Genomic DNA, 16,794 nt, shown 5'->3' with positions numbered 1-16,794 from the left:
TGAGCGCCAGCGAAACCATCACCGAAGGCGGCCAGATCACCTATACCGCGACGCTCACCAACGCGGCGCAAACGCCAGTGACCGTGACGCTGAGCAACGGCTCAGTGATCAACATCGCTGCCGGTGAAACCACCGGTACCGTTGCGGTTAATACACCTGCGAATGACGTGTACAACAATGGCAGCACCGTCAGCACTACCATCACCGGCGCAAATGGCGGCAACTTCGAGAACCTGGTGCCAAGCACCACACCAGCCGTCACCACGATCACTGACTCGGTGGATAACACTGGCCTGACCCTGAGTGCCAGCGAGACCATCACTGAAGGCGGTCAGATCACCTACACCGCGACCTTGACCAACGCCGCGCAAACGCCAGTGACCGTGACGCTGAGCAACGGCTCGGTGATCACCATCGCTGCCGGCGAAACCACCGGTACCGTCGCGGTGAACACACCTGCGAATGACGTCTACAACAACGGCAGCACCGTCAGCACCACCATCACCGGTGCCACCGGCGGCAATTTCGAAAACCTGGTGCCGAGCACCACGCCAGCGGTTACCACAATCACCGACACCATCGATACCAGCACCGTTTCGCTCAGTGCTACGTCGACCGTCGCTGAAGGCGGCACCGTTGTCTACACCGCGTCGGTCAACGCACCGGTGACCGATGCTCCGCTGGTTGTCACCCTGTCGAACGGCCAGACCATCACCATCCCGGTCGGTGCGAGCAGCGCCAGCGTGAATTTCGTCACGCCAAACGACGCCCTCGCTGGCGGCAACAACCTCAGCGTCAAGATCGATGACGCCAAGGGCGGCAACTACGAAAAACTCGACATCGACGGCAAGCCGGCCAACACCGCGGTCACCGACGCCCAGGACGACACCAGCCTGAGCCTGAGTGCCACCGACACCGTTGCCGAGGGTGGCCAGATCACCTATACCGCGACCTTGACCAATGCCGCCGGCACGCCGGTCACCGTGACCTTGAGCAATGGCGCCGTCATCACCATCGACGCCGGCAAGACCACCGGCACCGTCACCGTTGATGCGCCGAAAGACGACGTCTACAAAGACGCCGGCAAAGTCGAAGTCAGCATCGACCACGCCACCGGAGGCAACTTCGAGCACTTGGTGCCAAGCACCACCCCGGCCGTCACCACCGTGACCGACACCCTCGACACCAGCACCGTTTCGCTCAGCGCCACGTCGACCATCGCGGAAGGCGGCACTGTCGTCTATACCGCTTCGGTCAACGCACCAGTGACCGATGCTCCGCTGGTTGTCACCCTGTCGAACGGCCAGACCATCACCATCCCGGTCGGCGCGAGCTCCGGTTCGGTGAACTTCATCGCACCGAATGATGCCCTCGCTGGCGGCAATAGCCTCAGCGTCAAGATCGACGACGCCAAGGGCGGCAATTACGAAAAACTCGACATCGACGGCAAACCGGCCAATACCGCGGTCACCGATGTCCAGGACGACACCGGCCTGAGCCTGAGCGCCACCGGCACGGTTGCCGAGGGTGGTCAGATCACCTACACCGCAACCCTGACCCATGCCGCCGGCACACCGGTTACCGTGACCTTGAGCAACGGCGCGGTCATTAATATCGATGCCGGCAAGACCACCGGTACTGTCACCGTCGACGCACCTAAGGACGATGTCTATCAGGATGCCGGCAATGTCCAGGCGACGATCCAGTCCGCCACCGGCGGCAACTTCGAGCACCTGGTGCCGAGCACCGCGCCAGCGGTGACCGCCGTCACCGACACGGTCGATGACACCACCGTCAGCATCAGTGGCAGCTCGTCGGTCACCGAAGGCCAGGCCGCGACCTACACCGTCAGCCTGACCAACCCGGCGCAGACCGAGGTGACCCTCAAGCTCGTCTACAGCGGCACCGCGGCCGACGGCACGGACTTCACTGGCGTCTACACCGTCAAAATCCCAGCCAACGCCACCAGCGCGACCTTCAACGTGGCGACGCTGGACGACAAGATCACCGAAGGCACGGAAAACTTCGTGGTCAAGATCGACTCCGCGACCGGTGGCAACTTCGAGCACCTGGCGATCAGCAACACCAATGGCAGCGTCAGTACCTCGATCATCGACAACGACGCACCACCGGTACTCGACCTGGATGCCAACAATTCCAGCGGCAAGACCGGAGCCGATTACCAGGTCACCTTCACCGAAGGCACCGCGGGCCCGGGCGTGTCGATTGGCGATACCGACCTGAAGATAACCGACCCGGACAGCACCATGCTGACCGGCGCCACCGTCGTGCTGACCAACCGTCAGCCGGGCGATGCGCTGAACCTGGGCAACAGCGTCAACGGCATCAGTATCAACGCCAACAGCACCAACGGCACCGTCACGCTGACGATGTCGGGCAACGCGACGCTGGCCGACTACATGCAGCAGATCAAGAACATCACCTTCACCAACAACAGCGACGACCCGAGCAGTGTGCCGCGCATCATCACCGTGACAGTGACCGATGGCAGCAACGTCTCCAACACCGCCACCACCACCGTGAACGTGGTCGGGGTCAACGATGCGCCGGTTGCCACCGGAGGCACGGTGACCGGTACCGAGGACACTTCGCTGGTTCTCGGCTGGTCGACCTTTGGCGTCAGCGACGTGGACAGTGCCGCCGCCAGCCAGGGCGTGAAGATCACCGGCCTGCCAGGCGACGGCAAGTTGCAGTACCTGGACGGCACGACCTGGAAGGACGTGACCAGCAACCAGACCTTCACCAAGGCTGACATCGACGGCGGCAAGCTGCGCTTCACACCGGACGCCAACGAATCCGGCGCCAACGGCAACCCGACCGGCGTGGGCGATCAGAAGTCCGATTACGCACAGATCCAGTTCCAGCCCACCGACGGCCAGACACTGGGCAACACCGGCACCGTGAAGATCGACATCACCCCGGTGGCGGATGCACCGAGCCTGAGTGTGGCCGACAACAACGTGACCTCCACCGGGTTGATCAAGGAAGTCTGGACCAGCCTGTCGGGCCTGGGCACCGACGGCAGCGGCGCGCCGTCCGGCACACTCAAGTCGGTGATCGATGCTGCCGGCACACCGAACAGCACCAGCACCGTGACCAACGTGCAATCCGACAGCAACGTGAACGCCGGCACAGCGTCGAAAACATCGGGCCTGATCTACCTCGAAGCGGGCAAGACCTACACCTTCAGCGGCACCGGCGACGACAGCTTGCTGGTCACCGTCGGCGGCAAGGACGTGGCAGCTATCACTTGGGGCGCGGGCGGCAAGTTGAACGGTTCGTTCACGCCGACCACCAGCGGTTACTACACCCTCGATATCTATCACCACAACCAGAGCGGCCCGGGCAGCTATGACGTGAACCTGTCGGTCAATGGCGGCACGCCTATCGACCTGAGCGGCGCGGGTGTGCCGCTGTACACCAGCGTGACCGATCTGGCGAACGCCGGCGTAACCGTCTCGGACCTGCACGGCACCAACGGCGAAGGCTACTACGACGGCTACAAGCTCAACGAAGGCGCCGAAGGCACCAGCGTGCACCTGTCGAAAATCACCACCGCCCTGACCGACACCGACGGTTCCGAGAAACTGAGCGTGAAGATCGGTGGCATGCCCGAAGGCAGCGTGCTGACCGACGGCGCGGGTCACACCGCGACCGTGGGCAGCAACGGCGAAGCCACGGTCAGCGGCTGGAACCTGGGCAGCCTGACCCTGACGCCACCGGCCTACTACAACGGTCACCTGGACCTGACTGTAACCTCCACGTCCACGGAAGCCCTCGGCGGGTCGGCGGTGACCACCGCACACATCCCGGTCACCGTGTACCCGGCGGTCTACAACGCCGTGACCGCGACCTCGGGCAGTGACAACGTCACCGGCACCGATGGCAACGACATCATGGTTGCCGACATTGGCGGGCTGACCGTCGTGCCGGGCGTCAACTACAACATCGCATTCATGGTCGACAGCTCCGGCAGCATGAGTTCGTCGTCCATTGCCGCAGCCAAGAACTCGTTGACCCAGGTGTTCAATACCCTCAAGCAGAGCCTGGGCAGCAACTCCGGGACCGTGAACATCTTCCTGGCGGACTTCGACAACCAGGTAAACAAGAACGTTGCGGTGAACCTCAATGACCCGAACGCGCTGACGCTGCTCAAGAGCGTCATCGATTCGATGGTCTCCGGCGGCGGCACCAACTACGAAGACGTGTTCAAGACCACAGCGAACTTCTTCAACAGCACCCAGGCCCTGAGCAATACCGGCGCGAAGAACCTGACGTACTTCATCACCGACGGCCAGCCGACGCTCTACCAGTCCGGCGAACAGACGAACCCGACGCTGTACGGCACCGTCAAGCTCGATGACGTCTTGAGTGCGGCCAACTACTCCATTGGCAAGTACTACACCCAGACGATCGACAGCACGCACAAATACACCATCTACGAAAACGGCGACATGTACCTGTCGACCAAGAACGGCAGGAACTGGAACGACAACTATGTCGGTACGGTGCATGCCGAGGGCAACGGTACCTTCGAATTCTCCTACGTGGACGGTAGCGGCTACGCCGACTCCTGGGCCGCGACGGGTTCGAGCGCCAGCTTCACCCTGCTCAAGGGCCTGAGCAATGTCGAAGCCATTGGCCTGAACAATGACGTCACCCTGAACGACCTCAAGCCGTACGACTCGGATGGCACACCACAGACCAACATCGACCCGAACAACCTGGCCAACTCGATCATCGGCCACACCGAAGCAACCCTGCCAGGTGCCGACACGGTCAACGGTGGCGAAGGCAACGACATCCTCTTCGGCGACCTGGTGAGCTTCAACGGCGTCACTGGCGAAGGCTACCAGGCCATCCAGGCGTTCGTGGCCCAGCAGAGCGGCGTGGATGTCAGCAAAGTCACCACCAGCAACGTGCACCAATACATCACCGAGCACTACACCGCGTTCGACGTGTCCGGTGCCCATGATGGCAACGACACGCTGCTGGGTGGCGGCGGCAACGACATTCTCTTCGGCCAGGGCGGTAACGACTCGCTCAACGGCGGCAAGGGCAATGACATCCTGCTCGGCGGTACTGGCAACGACACGCTGATCGGCGGTCAGGGTCATGACACGCTGATCGGTGGCCTGGGCGGCGATACCTTTGTCTGGAAGGCCGGGGACACCGGCAACGACGTGATCAAGGACTTCAAGGCTGCCGATGGCGACCGGATCGACCTGCGGGATCTGTTGCAAGGCGAATCCGGCAGCACCATTGATCACTTCCTGCAGATCAGTACGGTCGATGGGGTGTCGTCGTTGCAGGTCAGCACCACCGGCCAGTTCAACGGGGCCAACGGCGCATCGGCAGCGCCGGACGTGACGATCAAGCTGGAAGGCAACAACTGGTCGAACGTCAACCTGAACACGCTGATCGCCGGCAGTGACCCGACCATCAAGGTCGATCACAACAACAGCTGAACCTGACACAAAACCCATGGCGAGGGCGCTTGCTCCCTCGCCATGGGATAAGGGTTCATACTCGCGCACAGTTGGCCTATGCTGCTCGGCATGACGCTGCTTAATCCATGAGGGATGCCCGATGTTTTATGTGCAACGCGATGCACAAGGCCTGCTGGTGCGCGTAGAAGCCATCGCCTATGCCGAAGCCACCGAAACCCTGCCGGCCGACAACCACGAGATCCAGGACTGGTTCGCCAACCAAGCCGTGGAAAACAGCCTCAAGCAACTCAAGCAAAGCGACCTGGAGATGATCCGGGTACTCGACGACTTGATTCAAGTGCTGACCAGTAAAGGCGTCATCCGCGTCACCGACCTGCCCCCTGCCGCCCAGGCCAAGCTGATGGACCGCAACCAGGCCCGGGAAGCCTTGGGCGGGCTGAGCCGATTGATCGATGATGATGAAAAGGGCTTGATCTAGGCGCCTGGACTGACGCCATCGCGAGCAGGCTCGCTCCCACAGTTGATCGGTGCTCACCGCAATAACCGGGGCAACATCAATCCCTTGTGGGAGCGAGCCTGCTCGCGATAGCGATCTTCAGTCCACCGAAAACCCCTCAGCCCGACACCCGGGCTTCCAGCCGGTCCATCGCTCGCTCCACCAACAGATGCACCCCATCGGCCATCCGACTGATCGCCAGGATCACGCTGCGACGCGAACCGTCGACATCGTCGGCCAGGTCAGCGGCAATGGCGCTGATGGACAGCAAGTCTTCGGAAGCGTTGGCCAGCAGGGTTTCGGTATCGATGTCCGGAGCGACGACGAAGAGCTGACCGGATGGAGACTCGTCGACGGGTTTGGGCTTGAGGTAATAGTCGAGGGCGCGTTCGGCGGCTTCGTCGAGTTTTTTGGCTTGCAGGGTTTCGACGCGGGATTTGGAAGACGACTGTGGAGGGTTAGGCGTAGGTTTGAACATGGCTTGGGCTTCCTATTCAATTCAGAGCCACCCCGGCTCGCTTGCACGCGATGAAGGGTGGCAGCTATGTGCGAGTGTGCAAGACCGAGTAAGACAACGCCCAAGACCTCGGCAGACCCGAAGGTCTCCCACACACAGCTGCCATAAAAACGAGCACGAATGCACGATAGACGGCTAGTGAGATATAGGACGTTCTTTTAACCGGCTTGCACGCCGGTGTCACCGTTTTTTCAGTGACAAACCCAGACTAGCCATGAGCCCGACGCCGGACAAGTTCACCAACTTCGCCACAACTTGAAGGAAATCTCCTAGGACCTGGCTGTTCTCTGCATAACCCCAAGGACTGGGTTGTCTGGGCTGGCGTCATCGCGAGCAGGCTCGCTCCCACAGTGGATCGGGGTACGTCCGGAGAGACAGGTTGGCTGTAAGGCCGCCTTCGCGAGCAAGCCCGCTCCCACAGGGGGTATTGAGGTCAGCCGCAAGAAATAGGCCGGCCCAAAGGCCGCCTCGCTTTTGCTTTTGCTTTTGCTTTTGCTCTGCTTTTGATCTGAAGGCCCCATTAACCACGCTGGCCGAACGCAGGCATTGCGTAGTGGGCAACCCGGCATGGATGCCGGGTTAGCCGCGCTGGGCCATGGATGGCCCTTCGCGGCGGGCCCACGGAGCAATGCCGGAGTGAGGGAACACCTCGCCTTGGCGAGGTGCCGAGTGGTGGGGCGCAGACCTTTGGTTACTTTGGGCTGGGCCGGCATTCCGGCGTTTGCCAAAGTAACCCGCCGTAAGGGCGGAACCGCCAGCAGCCATTACCGCAGCAACGGATATGTACTCAATCCCAACGCCGCGGCCCCCCCACCAACTGCCCCTGCACCCCAAACAACCCCATCTCCCGAATCACCGCCAACTCCCCCTCCGTCTCCACCCGCTCGGCAATCAACGGCAGGTCGATACTGTGGGCAGCACGCTGGATAGCCTCGATAAACAGACGCTTATCACTCTCCTGATCAATAGCCCGGATATAACTGCCATCGATTTTCAAATAGGCCAACCCCAACCGCGACAAATTGCCGATCATGCTGAAACGCCCACCAAAACGCTGCAGGCTCAAGGAAAAACCAAGCTCACGCAAACGTCGAGTCAGTTGCTCCAGCACCGCCTGCTCGGGCAACTGTTCTTCACCGATTTCCAGGGTCAGACGCGACCCGAGGTTGGAATGGGCCCGCAAGACCTCAAAGACTTTGTTCAGTGCCTGCGGGTCGGCCAGGGTGGCAGAGGATAGATTCAGCGCCAAGGCCTCTTCGTGCCCGGCCATTTGCCGCAGTACCTGCTCGAGCATCAAGCGGTCCAGGCGCGCCGTCCAACCGAAGCGCTCCAGCCAAGGCAGGAAACGCCCGGCGGGAATGGTCTGGCCCTGATCGTCGAGCAACCGGGAAAGTACTTTGTAATGCAGCACCAGTTGAGTGTCCTGGGCAGCCACCACCGGCTGGAAGTAGAGCTCGAACCGCTGATTGTCCAGCGCCCGGTCAAGCAGCGTATGCCAGGCATGATGATCGTCGCCGATACTGGCCGAAGCACTGTGCTCCAGACAGGCCCAGCCCGGCTCGCCCTGGCTTTCGGCCTGGGCCAGGGCCTGGTCGCCAAGCTGCAACACCGCTTGCGGCGAGTCACCATGGACGAAGGGCGCCAGCCCGATCGCGGCCACCGATGCCACGTCGGTCGCGCCGGTGGCATGCAGGCTCGCCAGTGCAACTTCGAGATTCTGCGCCAGTTGCAGCGCTTCCTCGCGCACCAGCCCCGGCGCCAGCACCGCGAATTCCCCGCCTCGGATACGTGTCACCAGATTCTGGGTTTCCGGGTATCGGGCACACTCACGCAACAACTGCTCGCCCACGGCCTTGAGAAATTGGTCGGTGCGCTGCCCACCCAAGCGCTGGTTCAGACCGGCCAGGTCCTGGACCCGCAACAACAACAGATAACCGGAACTGGCTTGCTCCGGGTTGCTCACCCGGGCATTGAGCTGCATTTCGAAATAACGCCGATTGGCCAGCCCTGTGAGATTGTCCTGGTAGGACTCGACCCGCAGCTTTTCACTGCGCTCGGCCTGCTCCTGAAACAACGCCTTGAGCTTCTCGACCATCTGGTTCATCGCCTGCACCACGCGGCGCAGTTCAGGGGTACGCGGCAGCTCCGGCAGGCTCAGGAATTCGCGCCGGGCGATGGCTTGGGATTGGAGCACCATGTAATCCAATGGCTTGAGCTGGCGACGCAGCAGCAAGGCTCCCAGCACCGCGCTCACGGCACCGCACAGCAGCAACCAGCCCAGGCTGCCCAGTGCGCTCTGCCACAGCTTGGCAAGCGCGAACATCGGGTGACTGACCACTTCGACCCGTGCCGCCTGCTCCCAGCCACGACTGACGATCGCATCGCCACCGGCCGGCTCCAGACCGATGAGCTTGACGAACCACTGCGGCACGCTGCCGGCGTCCGGCGTGCCGGTGCGCTCGACCAGGGTCTTGTCGGTGGCCACGTCGACCACACGGATGCTGGCGTAGTAGCCACTGTCGAAGATGGAACTGACCATCAGTTCCACCATCGCCGGATCGTCGATGTTCGGCGTCAGGGACAACGCCAGCGCCGTGGCCGCGTCCTGGGCATGAGAGCGCAGCTGATTGACGTACTGGGCCCGCGAGCTCTCCAGGCTGACCATGAAGCTGCCGCTGAAGGCAACCACCAGGAACAGACAGATAGCGATCAACAGTTGTTTGAACAAAGACATCTGAGCGCGTGCTCCTAGTTAGTCGTCTCGACCGGAAAACCTTCGGCCTGCATTTTCTTCAACACATCCTGCCACCGGGACAGGCGCTTGGTGTCGCTGACTTTCTTGTTGCCCTTGGCGCCCGACAGCCACAGCCCTTCGGCATTGAAAGAGTAGACCGGCAGCAGGTCGGTTCGCTGGCTGGCCGGCTGGATAGCATCAATCAGGCTGTCGAGCACCAGCGGCATCGCCTCGGGCGTGGCGTAATAGGTGAGCACCATGTGCGCCCGATTCTGTCGCAACGCCTTGACGTAAGTGATGCGCAACTTGTCACTGGACACCCCGAGATGCCGCAGGCTGAAGTACTTGGCGATGGCGTAGTCCTCGCAATCGCCGGCGCCCTTCCATAACGCCTGGATCGGGGTTTCCCAGTAATCGACCTCATGCCACAGGTCGATGTCTTCCACGTAGCGCACCTGTTTGTTGAAGAACAGGTTCACCACCTTGAGCTGCTCCAGCTCAGGCGTCTGCTTCTCGGTCGCCAGCAGGTGCTGCCAGGCATCGATCCGCTGCTGCCCTTCACCCAGCGGCCCGTACAGTGCCTGCGCCCGTCGGCTGATCTGCGCAAAGTCCCAGTCGGCCCGCAGGCCACCCAGCATGAGGCCGGCCAGCAACAATGCCGAACACAGCCAGCGCAGGGACCTGAGGGCAGGGGAAGGTGCAGCCAAGGGAATGCGTCCAGAAAAGGCCGTTGAGGATGCGTGGGATGGTGAAGCCTGACCCGGCAAAAGACAATGGCAGGATGCAATCACCCAAGGCACGCTAAACTTTAGTTCAGGAACACTTTAGTTTATGAACCCCGGCCGTGAGACTTTGACGGGCTGGTAATCTGTCACTAATGTTGGCATGGATCCAATTCCTCATTTAGGGTGCGTGGTCGTGACAAAGAAGCCCAAGCCGTTAAGCACTATCCAGGTCAACGGACCCATCCCCGCTGCCCAGGCCCGTTCGATCATCGAGAGTGCTCTGCGCGAAGCGATCCTCGACGGACGCCTGCCCTGCGGCACGGCCCTGCGTCAGCAGGAACTGGCTGACCTGTTCGGCGTGAGTCGCATGCCGGTGCGCGAGGCGCTGCGCCAGCTCGAAGCGCAATCGCTGCTCAATGTGGTTCAACACAAAGGCGCCGTGGTCGCCCCGCTGATCACCAATAACGCCATCGAAACCTACGCGCTACGCGCGGTGCTGGAATCGTTCGCCTTGCGCCTGTCAGTACCTTTGCTCGATGCCGACGACCTGGCGCTGGCCGCCCATTACATCGAACAGTTGGAAGCACAAACCGATCATGCCGAGATCGGCAAACTCAATCGGCTGTTCCACATGTCGCTTTATCACAAGGCACCCAATAGCAAGTTGTTGGACCTGATCGAACGCGAGCTCAATGAGGAGGAGCGCTTCCTGCGCTTTCATCTGTCGTCCATGGGGCTGGGCAAGCTGACCCAGGATGATCATCGCGCACTGCTCGAGGCCGCAAGAACCAAAGACATCGATACAGCGGTAACCTTGCTGGAGCGTCATCTGGAAAAAGCCTGCGTGACTATTCGACGCTATCTGGAACAGTCATCCAACTGATCGCGCGCCGGCGACCCAGCCGGCGTATTACTTTCTTACACATCCTTCCCACCCGTCTTCCCGCCCGCCTGACGCCGCTTGGCCGCGTCTGCGACTCGCCGCCACATCAGTTCAATGGCACTGCCGTCGATTTGGGCTCACTCTTGCGTTTGTCGATTCAAAAAAAGACCTGAAGAAGTCAGCGCCTGGTACATACCAGGCGGATCGAAGCCACCACGCAAGGAGCGTCGCCCACCGGCGGGAGAATCGAGTGTCCGACCGACGCCCCGCCCATAAAACACGAACTTCATTATTCCCTGTTCCCTGAAGTGCTCCGGGTGAGGCATTCACTCGAACTATCGATTCTGATCGTTATACATCGGAAGGAGCAACTTCGCCTAAATAAAACTTACCTTATAAGTTTTATAAAGCCTCTTCACGCCCAATAAAACCACAACTTTAAATAATTAAAAAATCGCTTGCCGCGGACTTGTTTCGTGTATTAATTTTTTCTACGTCGAGTTGTTGTCGATGACTTAATTTTCCCTCAAGCGCTTAAAAAACAAGGCATTCAGACCTTACAACTGAAATAGCAGCACACACTTGCATAACTTGGGTAATTCATGAATTTCGGTTCAGGCACCCGCTCGCCTTATTAAAAACAACGAGCACCCTACCGGACAAACATCATTGATGAGGACGTTCAAATGCAGCCAACAAAAGAACAACTTTTTTTGAAGAAACGCGAACTTGGCCAACACCCTGTTTTTTCTGAAATAACATCAATCGATCTACTACGCCGCTTTATGGAAAGCCACGTTTTTGCCGTGTGGGACTTCATGTCGCTGACCAAGCGGCTGCAACGGGAGCTGACCTGCGTTCATCTACCCTGGCTACCACCGGCCGACCCGCATGCGGCACGCCTGATCAATGAAATCGTGCTGGGGGAAGAGTCCGACGATCGCCCCGGCGCCGGGTATTGCAGCCATTTCGAGCTGTACCTGGACGCCATGCGGGAAGTCGGCGCGGACACTCGGGCGATTGAACAATTCATCACCCTGCAGCAGGAAGGCGTCAGCCCCGAAACCGCCTTGGATAGCGTCGAGGTTGAACCCGCGGCGGCCCGGTTCGTTCGCCAGACCCTGCACACCGCCCTGCATGCCCCAGCCCACAGCGTAGCAGCCGCATTCGTGCATGGTCGCGAGAGCGTCATCCCGCAGATGTTCCAACGCATGCTGGATGCCTGGGGCATTGGCCTGGATCAGGCGCCGACATTTCGGTACTACCTGCAACGGCACATCGAGGTCGACTCCGAAGACCACGGCCCTGCTGCGGAAAAATTGCTGGCCCGCTTGATCGACGGCGATCCGCAGCGCGAAACCGAGGTGCTGTCCGCCGCGCTCGCCGCCGTCCACAGTCGAGCGGCCCTGTGGGATGGCCTGCGCCAGAGCATGACCCAACCGGTCGCGCAGGTGACGCCATGAACGCCATCCAATACCAGTCCTTCGCCGACACCTGGGAAAGCCGCGCCACGATCCGTACCCGGCCACGGCGCCGGGTCGAAAATGACGACAAACTGATCTTTCCCATGAGCCGTCAGCCCCTGGTGCACAGCCAGACCTTTCTCAGCCATTGCCCGCAGCTGCGCGATTACGCACTGGTGCAGAGCCTCTACAAGTTCATCAACGACGTCGTGATCTTCGAGACCGAACTGGTGGATCACACCGCCCGGCGCATCGCCAAGAATCGCTTCGGCATCGAGTTCCCGTTCGCCTGCCGCTACGACGCGATGACCGTGGTGGTGGACGAGGATTACCACGCGTTGGTGGCGATGGACTTCATGCAGCAGACCATCGACATGACCGGCATCGAACCGATTCCGTTGCCGACCCAGATCGAGCTCAGCCGCGCGATACCGACGACGCTGGCCCAGGCGCCGGAACATCTGCAAAGCGCCGTGGAACTGATCTGCATCGCGATCGCCGAAAACACTGTGACCAACGAAGTCGCGGCGTTCGCCCGGGACGACTCGGTCAAGGCTTCGATCAAAGGCCTGATGGCCGATCATCTGATGGACGAGGGACGACACTCGGGCTTCTGGACGCGGCTGGTGCAGATGTACTGGCGTGCAGCCCCCGAAGAAGACCACGAAGCGATTGCCCGGTTGATGCCCGGCTTCATCGTCCAGTACCTGGCGAGCGATCTGCAGCAGGCCTTCGATTTCGAGCTGATCGCTCATCTGCCCGTTGATGAATCGGTGCGCCAGTCGCTGCGTGAAGAGGCCAGCGCGCTGGCCTACCCCATCAATCGCTTTCATCCGCTGGTGGGCAACATCACCCGCTTTTTCCGCAGCAGTTCGATGCTCGCTTCCCCCTGCGTGCGCGATGCCTTGGCCGACTACCTGACCCCATGAGGAGCTGCCGATGAGACGCCTCGAAATTGCAGTGCCTGGCACCAGCCGGGCCATGGCCGAACTGACCCAGGAACTTGAACTGCACGGCCATGGTGTCGTGACGATTCAATCTCCGGCGGTCGACCTGTTGATCGACGACGGTACGGCGCCGTGCGCCATTGAAGCCCGCTCACGCCTTGAGGTGCGTGTAGCGCTGCGAACGGTACCCGGCGAAGCGTTGCCACAACCGATCATTATTTTTCGCGACGGTGCGCAGCGGCTGTTATGCCAGGAGGTGATAGCTGCGCAAAGCGGCAATGGTCAGTCCTTGCGACTGCAGGCCCTGGCAGTGGTGGTTGAGATCGGCGCGCAGCTGGTCAGCCAATTATCCCGGGATGACACCGGCCTCGATCACTGGCCGACGGTGCAGGCCGACGCTGCCGAACACCCTTTACAGGGGCTCGATGCGCTGGACGTGCTGGCTTTCGAGCATGGCCTCAACCGGCGGCCAGTGCCCTGGCTGCTGGCCGCCGCCGAAGTGCCGGTGATGCACGGCATCGAACAGCGCATGCTCGATGATGCGGTGCAACCGGCGTTGTGGGTCGAAGGCCAGCTCACCGACTACAAAACCTTGCGCACCCAGGCGCTGAGGTTGCAGCAGGCCATGCTGGACCGGCTGGGGCAGGCAGAATCTGTGGAAGCAAAACCTGTGGAAACAAGGCTTGCCTGCGATACAGACACAGCGGTACCCAACCAGACCGAGTCATCGTTCATCGCGGGCAAGCCTTGCTCCCACAGGCCTTGCACCCACAAGCCTAGCTCTCAAATGGTGATTGCGGTGTGCCTGTCTAAATCCGCGCCGTTATATGCAGCGATCCTGGCCGTTCTGGGCTGTGGCGCGGTGTACCTGCCGCTGGACCCGCAACACCCCGTGCAGCGTCGACGCTTCATCCTGGAAAACGCCAAGGCCGACCTGCTGCTGCACGATGGCGACAGCGACTTGGGCGATCTGCCCGTGCCCGCGCTGAACGTGCATCGGCTGCCAGCGCTCAAGCCGGGCATCCCCGTCTCGCTGATCCGTCGCTCGGTGGACATCGACGAACCGGCCGTGGCGATCTACACCTCCGGCACCACCGGCCAACCCAAAGGCGTGCTGCTCAGTCATCGCAACCTCAGTCATTTCTGTGCCTGGTACAGCGATTACGTCGGGTTGCAGCGCGACAGTCGGGCGTTGCAGTTCTCCACCATCAACTTCGATGCGTCGCTGCTGGATATCCTCCCGACCTTCATCCAGGGTGCATTGCTGGTAGTGCCCAGCGAAGACCAGCGCCGCGATCCCCAGCAACTGGTGGCGTTGATTCACGCGCAGCGCGTCAGCCACGCCTTTCTACCGCCTGCGCTGCTGAGCGTGCTGCCGCTGGACGCCCCCCTGGGCCTGGCGCACTTGATCACCGGTGGGGATGTCTGCGAGCCGTTCGTGATCGAGCGACTCGCGCCCCAGTGCCGCTTCCACAACATCTATGGCCCGACCGAAACAACCGTGCTTGCCACCACGCGGCAGTTTGGCGTGGGTGATAACAACCGCAACCTCGGCGTACCCATCGCCAACGCTCGGGTACTGATCCTCGATGAGCAGCTGCAACCGGTGCCCCAAGGCGTACCCGGCGAGCTCTACATCGCCGGGCCGGGCGTCGGCCTGGGGTATCTGCACGACCCGACCCTGACCGCCTCGCGGTATCTTGACCTGACCCTGCCCGGTGGACAGAAGCTGAGGGTCTATCGCACCGGCGATATCGGCCAGTGGAGCGACAACGGCATCGAACTGTGCGGCCGGCGCGACAATCAGGTGAAGGTCCGGGGCTTTCGGGTCGAACCCGAGGAAATCGAACATTGCCTGCGGGAAAGCCAGTTGTACCGCCAGGTGGCCGTGGGTGTGGACGAGCGTCGACGGATCCTGGCGTTCCTGGTCCATCCTCGAGAAGACCGGCCCGGCACCGCCCTCCAGGCGCTGCGCGAGCATGTGCAGGACACGTTGCCCAGCTACATGCACCCTGGCGCCTTCATCGAGCTGCCCAGCCTGCCCTACACCAGCAACGGCAAGGTCGATCGCCGCGCCTTGCTCGCCCTGTCGGTGCAGGTTCAGGTCAGTGGCCAACGACGCCAGCCGCAAAACCCGCTGGAAACCCAGTTGCAGCAATTGTGGGCCGAGCTGCTGGAGCTGCCGGCCGAAGACATTGCCACCGACGAGAGTTTCTTCAACCTGGGCGGGCATTCGATCCTGCTGTCGCAACTGCTGCTGAGCATTCGCCAGACCTTCGGGCGCAGCCTGTCGATCAATCGCTTCATCGAGGCACCGACGCTGATGACCTTGGCGAAACTGCTCGACAGCCCTGAACAAAGCGACACATCGGTGCTCAGTCCCCAGGCCTTCATCGATGCCGAGGCGGAACTCAACATCGATCCACTGCCCATCAGTCAATGCGGTGACGTGCATAAAGTGGTGGTGACCGGCGCCAACAGCTTTCTCGGAGTGCACATTGTCGAGGCGCTGCTGGCCTGGGGCGCCACCGAAGTCGCCTGTCTGGTGCGCGCGTCTGCCGGACAAAGCGCGGCAGAACGCTTTTCTCAGGCCCTGCAGGACAATCGCCTGACTCATCTGGACCTGAGCCGGGTCAGTGTCTATGCCGCCGACATCACCCAACCGCAGTTGGGTCTGCCGGACGATGTCTATGCCCGTATCGACCGAACCTTTGGTGCCCTGGTGCACAACGCCGCCCACGTCAACCACGTGCTCGACTACGAGTCCCTGGCGCGGGACAACGTGGAGCCGATCTTCGAATGCCTGCGCCTGTGTGAAGGCCGCAGCAAGAAGATCTTCAACTTCGTCTCCACGCTTTCGGCCTCCAGTGCCCTGGGCGCCGACGGCCAGGTACTGGAGCAACCCGCCGCACCGACGCCACCGATCTACATCAAGAACGGTTACAACCTGTCCAAATGGGTCGGCGAACGGATCCTGCAGCGGGCGCGTGATCGCGGGGTGCGGGTCAACCTGTTCCGTCCAGGCAACATCAGTTTCAACAGCCTGACGGGGGTCTGCCAGCCCCACAAGAATCGCTTGATGCTGATGCTCAAGGGCTCGATCCAGCTGGGCCAGGTGCCGGATCTGTCACTCAACTTCGACCTGATGCCGGTGGATTTCCTGGCCCGCTTCATCGCCTTCCACGCCAGCCGCTACCAGCCAACGCAAGCGGTGTTCAACCTGCACAACCCCGAGCCTTTGAGCTGGGACGCCTACGTGGCGTCGTTCCGCGAAAGCGGCCGGGAGTTTTCCCTGGTGAGCGTCGCGGACTGGCAGCGGCAACTGGGCCGGGTCGATGCCGACAACGCGCTGTTCGGCGTGCTGGGGTTCTACCTCAACGGCTTCGAAGAAGACATCGGCGACATCTCGATGATCCGCCATGACAACGCTCGGACCGGGGTGCGGCAGATGGGGGCCCGCTACCCGGAAAAATCCCCGGCGCTGCTGCGGCGCGGTGCCGACTACCTCAAAGCCATCGACTTCATCTGAAGCCATCCAACCCGAAGCAAGGAGCAAGA

At 61.3% G+C, this 16,794-nt stretch carries 8 protein-coding genes and 1 pseudogene; 6 read left to right on the top strand and 3 right to left on the bottom strand.

Features of this window, described 5'->3' with window-relative positions:
- Together ACODTO_RS21670 and ACODTO_RS21665 are read left to right on the top strand one after the other, a co-directional pair.
- Nucleotides 1–5,489 (top strand): annotated as a pseudogene (locus ACODTO_RS21670) (LapA family giant adhesin); the annotation flags it as partial.
- A 121-nt stretch (nt 5,490–5,610) separates the two neighbouring features.
- The gene (locus tag ACODTO_RS21665; RefSeq protein WP_041021529.1) at nt 5,611–5,949 is read left to right on the top strand and encodes a hypothetical protein; all 339 of its coding nucleotides are present in this window, start codon (nt 5,611–5,613) and stop codon (nt 5,947–5,949) included.
- Nucleotides 5,950–6,085: 136 nt separating this feature from the next.
- Here ACODTO_RS21665 and ACODTO_RS21660 read toward each other — a convergent pair whose 3' ends face one another.
- The 3 genes from ACODTO_RS21660 to lapG form a co-directional block, all read right to left on the bottom strand.
- Complete coding sequence (locus ACODTO_RS21660; protein WP_139650319.1) at nt 6,086–6,445, bottom strand: DUF6124 family protein; 360 nt, start codon at nt 6,443–6,445, stop codon at nt 6,086–6,088.
- An 826-nt stretch (nt 6,446–7,271) separates the two neighbouring features.
- On the bottom strand, nt 7,272–9,218 hold the full coding sequence (lapD, locus tag ACODTO_RS21655; protein WP_489107028.1) for a cyclic di-GMP receptor LapD: 1,947 nt from the start codon (nt 9,216–9,218) through the stop codon (nt 7,272–7,274).
- 14 nt (nt 9,219–9,232) lie between these two features.
- The gene (lapG, locus tag ACODTO_RS21650; RefSeq protein WP_241801691.1) at nt 9,233–9,856 is read right to left on the bottom strand and encodes a cysteine protease LapG; all 624 of its coding nucleotides are present in this window, start codon (nt 9,854–9,856) and stop codon (nt 9,233–9,235) included.
- A gap of 280 nt (nt 9,857–10,136) precedes the next feature.
- On the opposite strand from lapG, the gene ACODTO_RS21645 reads away from it, so the two are divergent.
- The 4 genes from ACODTO_RS21645 (at nt 10,137) to ACODTO_RS21630 (ending at nt 16,765) form a co-directional block, all read left to right on the top strand.
- The gene (locus ACODTO_RS21645) at nt 10,137–10,826 is read left to right on the top strand and encodes a GntR family transcriptional regulator (protein ID WP_139650316.1); all 690 of its coding nucleotides are present in this window, start codon (nt 10,137–10,139) and stop codon (nt 10,824–10,826) included.
- A 686-nt stretch (nt 10,827–11,512) separates the two neighbouring features.
- Nucleotides 11,513–12,289: a DUF3050 domain-containing protein gene (locus ACODTO_RS21640; RefSeq protein ID WP_139650315.1), complete on the top strand. Its 777-nt coding sequence runs from the start codon at nt 11,513–11,515 to the stop codon at nt 12,287–12,289.
- Nucleotides 12,286–13,218, top strand: coding sequence for a diiron oxygenase (locus tag ACODTO_RS21635; protein ID WP_139650313.1), 933 nt, complete (start codon nt 12,286–12,288; stop codon nt 13,216–13,218). Before ACODTO_RS21640 ends, ACODTO_RS21635 begins: the two co-directional genes overlap by 4 nt.
- A gap of 10 nt (nt 13,219–13,228) precedes the next feature.
- Nucleotides 13,229–16,765, top strand: a complete 3,537-nt coding sequence (locus ACODTO_RS21630) for a non-ribosomal peptide synthetase (RefSeq protein WP_139650311.1) — start codon at nt 13,229–13,231, stop codon at nt 16,763–16,765.
- Nucleotides 16,766–16,794 lie beyond the last annotated feature (29 nt).

This window comes from Pseudomonas sp. FG13 (assembly GCF_057809755.1).
Note: the sequence above shows the minus strand (reverse complement) of the source record. Positions and strands in the feature narration are given on the sequence as shown.

Coding starts and splice junctions, on each gene's coding strand:
- ACODTO_RS21665 (WP_041021529.1), top strand. CDS start 5,611: ATGTTTTATGTGCAACGCGATGCACAAGGCCTGCTGGTGCGCGTAGAA.
- ACODTO_RS21660 (WP_139650319.1), bottom strand. CDS start 6,445: ATGTTCAAACCTACGCCTAACCCTCCACAGTCGTCTTCCAAATCCCGC.
- lapD (WP_489107028.1), bottom strand. CDS start 9,218: ATGTCTTTGTTCAAACAACTGTTGATCGCTATCTGTCTGTTCCTGGTG.
- lapG (WP_241801691.1), bottom strand. CDS start 9,856: ATGCTGGGTGGCCTGCGGGCCGACTGGGACTTTGCGCAGATCAGCCGA.
- ACODTO_RS21640 (WP_139650315.1), top strand. CDS start 11,513: ATGCAGCCAACAAAAGAACAACTTTTTTTGAAGAAACGCGAACTTGGC.
- ACODTO_RS21635 (WP_139650313.1), top strand. CDS start 12,286: ATGAACGCCATCCAATACCAGTCCTTCGCCGACACCTGGGAAAGCCGC.
- ACODTO_RS21630 (WP_139650311.1), top strand. CDS start 13,229: ATGAGACGCCTCGAAATTGCAGTGCCTGGCACCAGCCGGGCCATGGCC.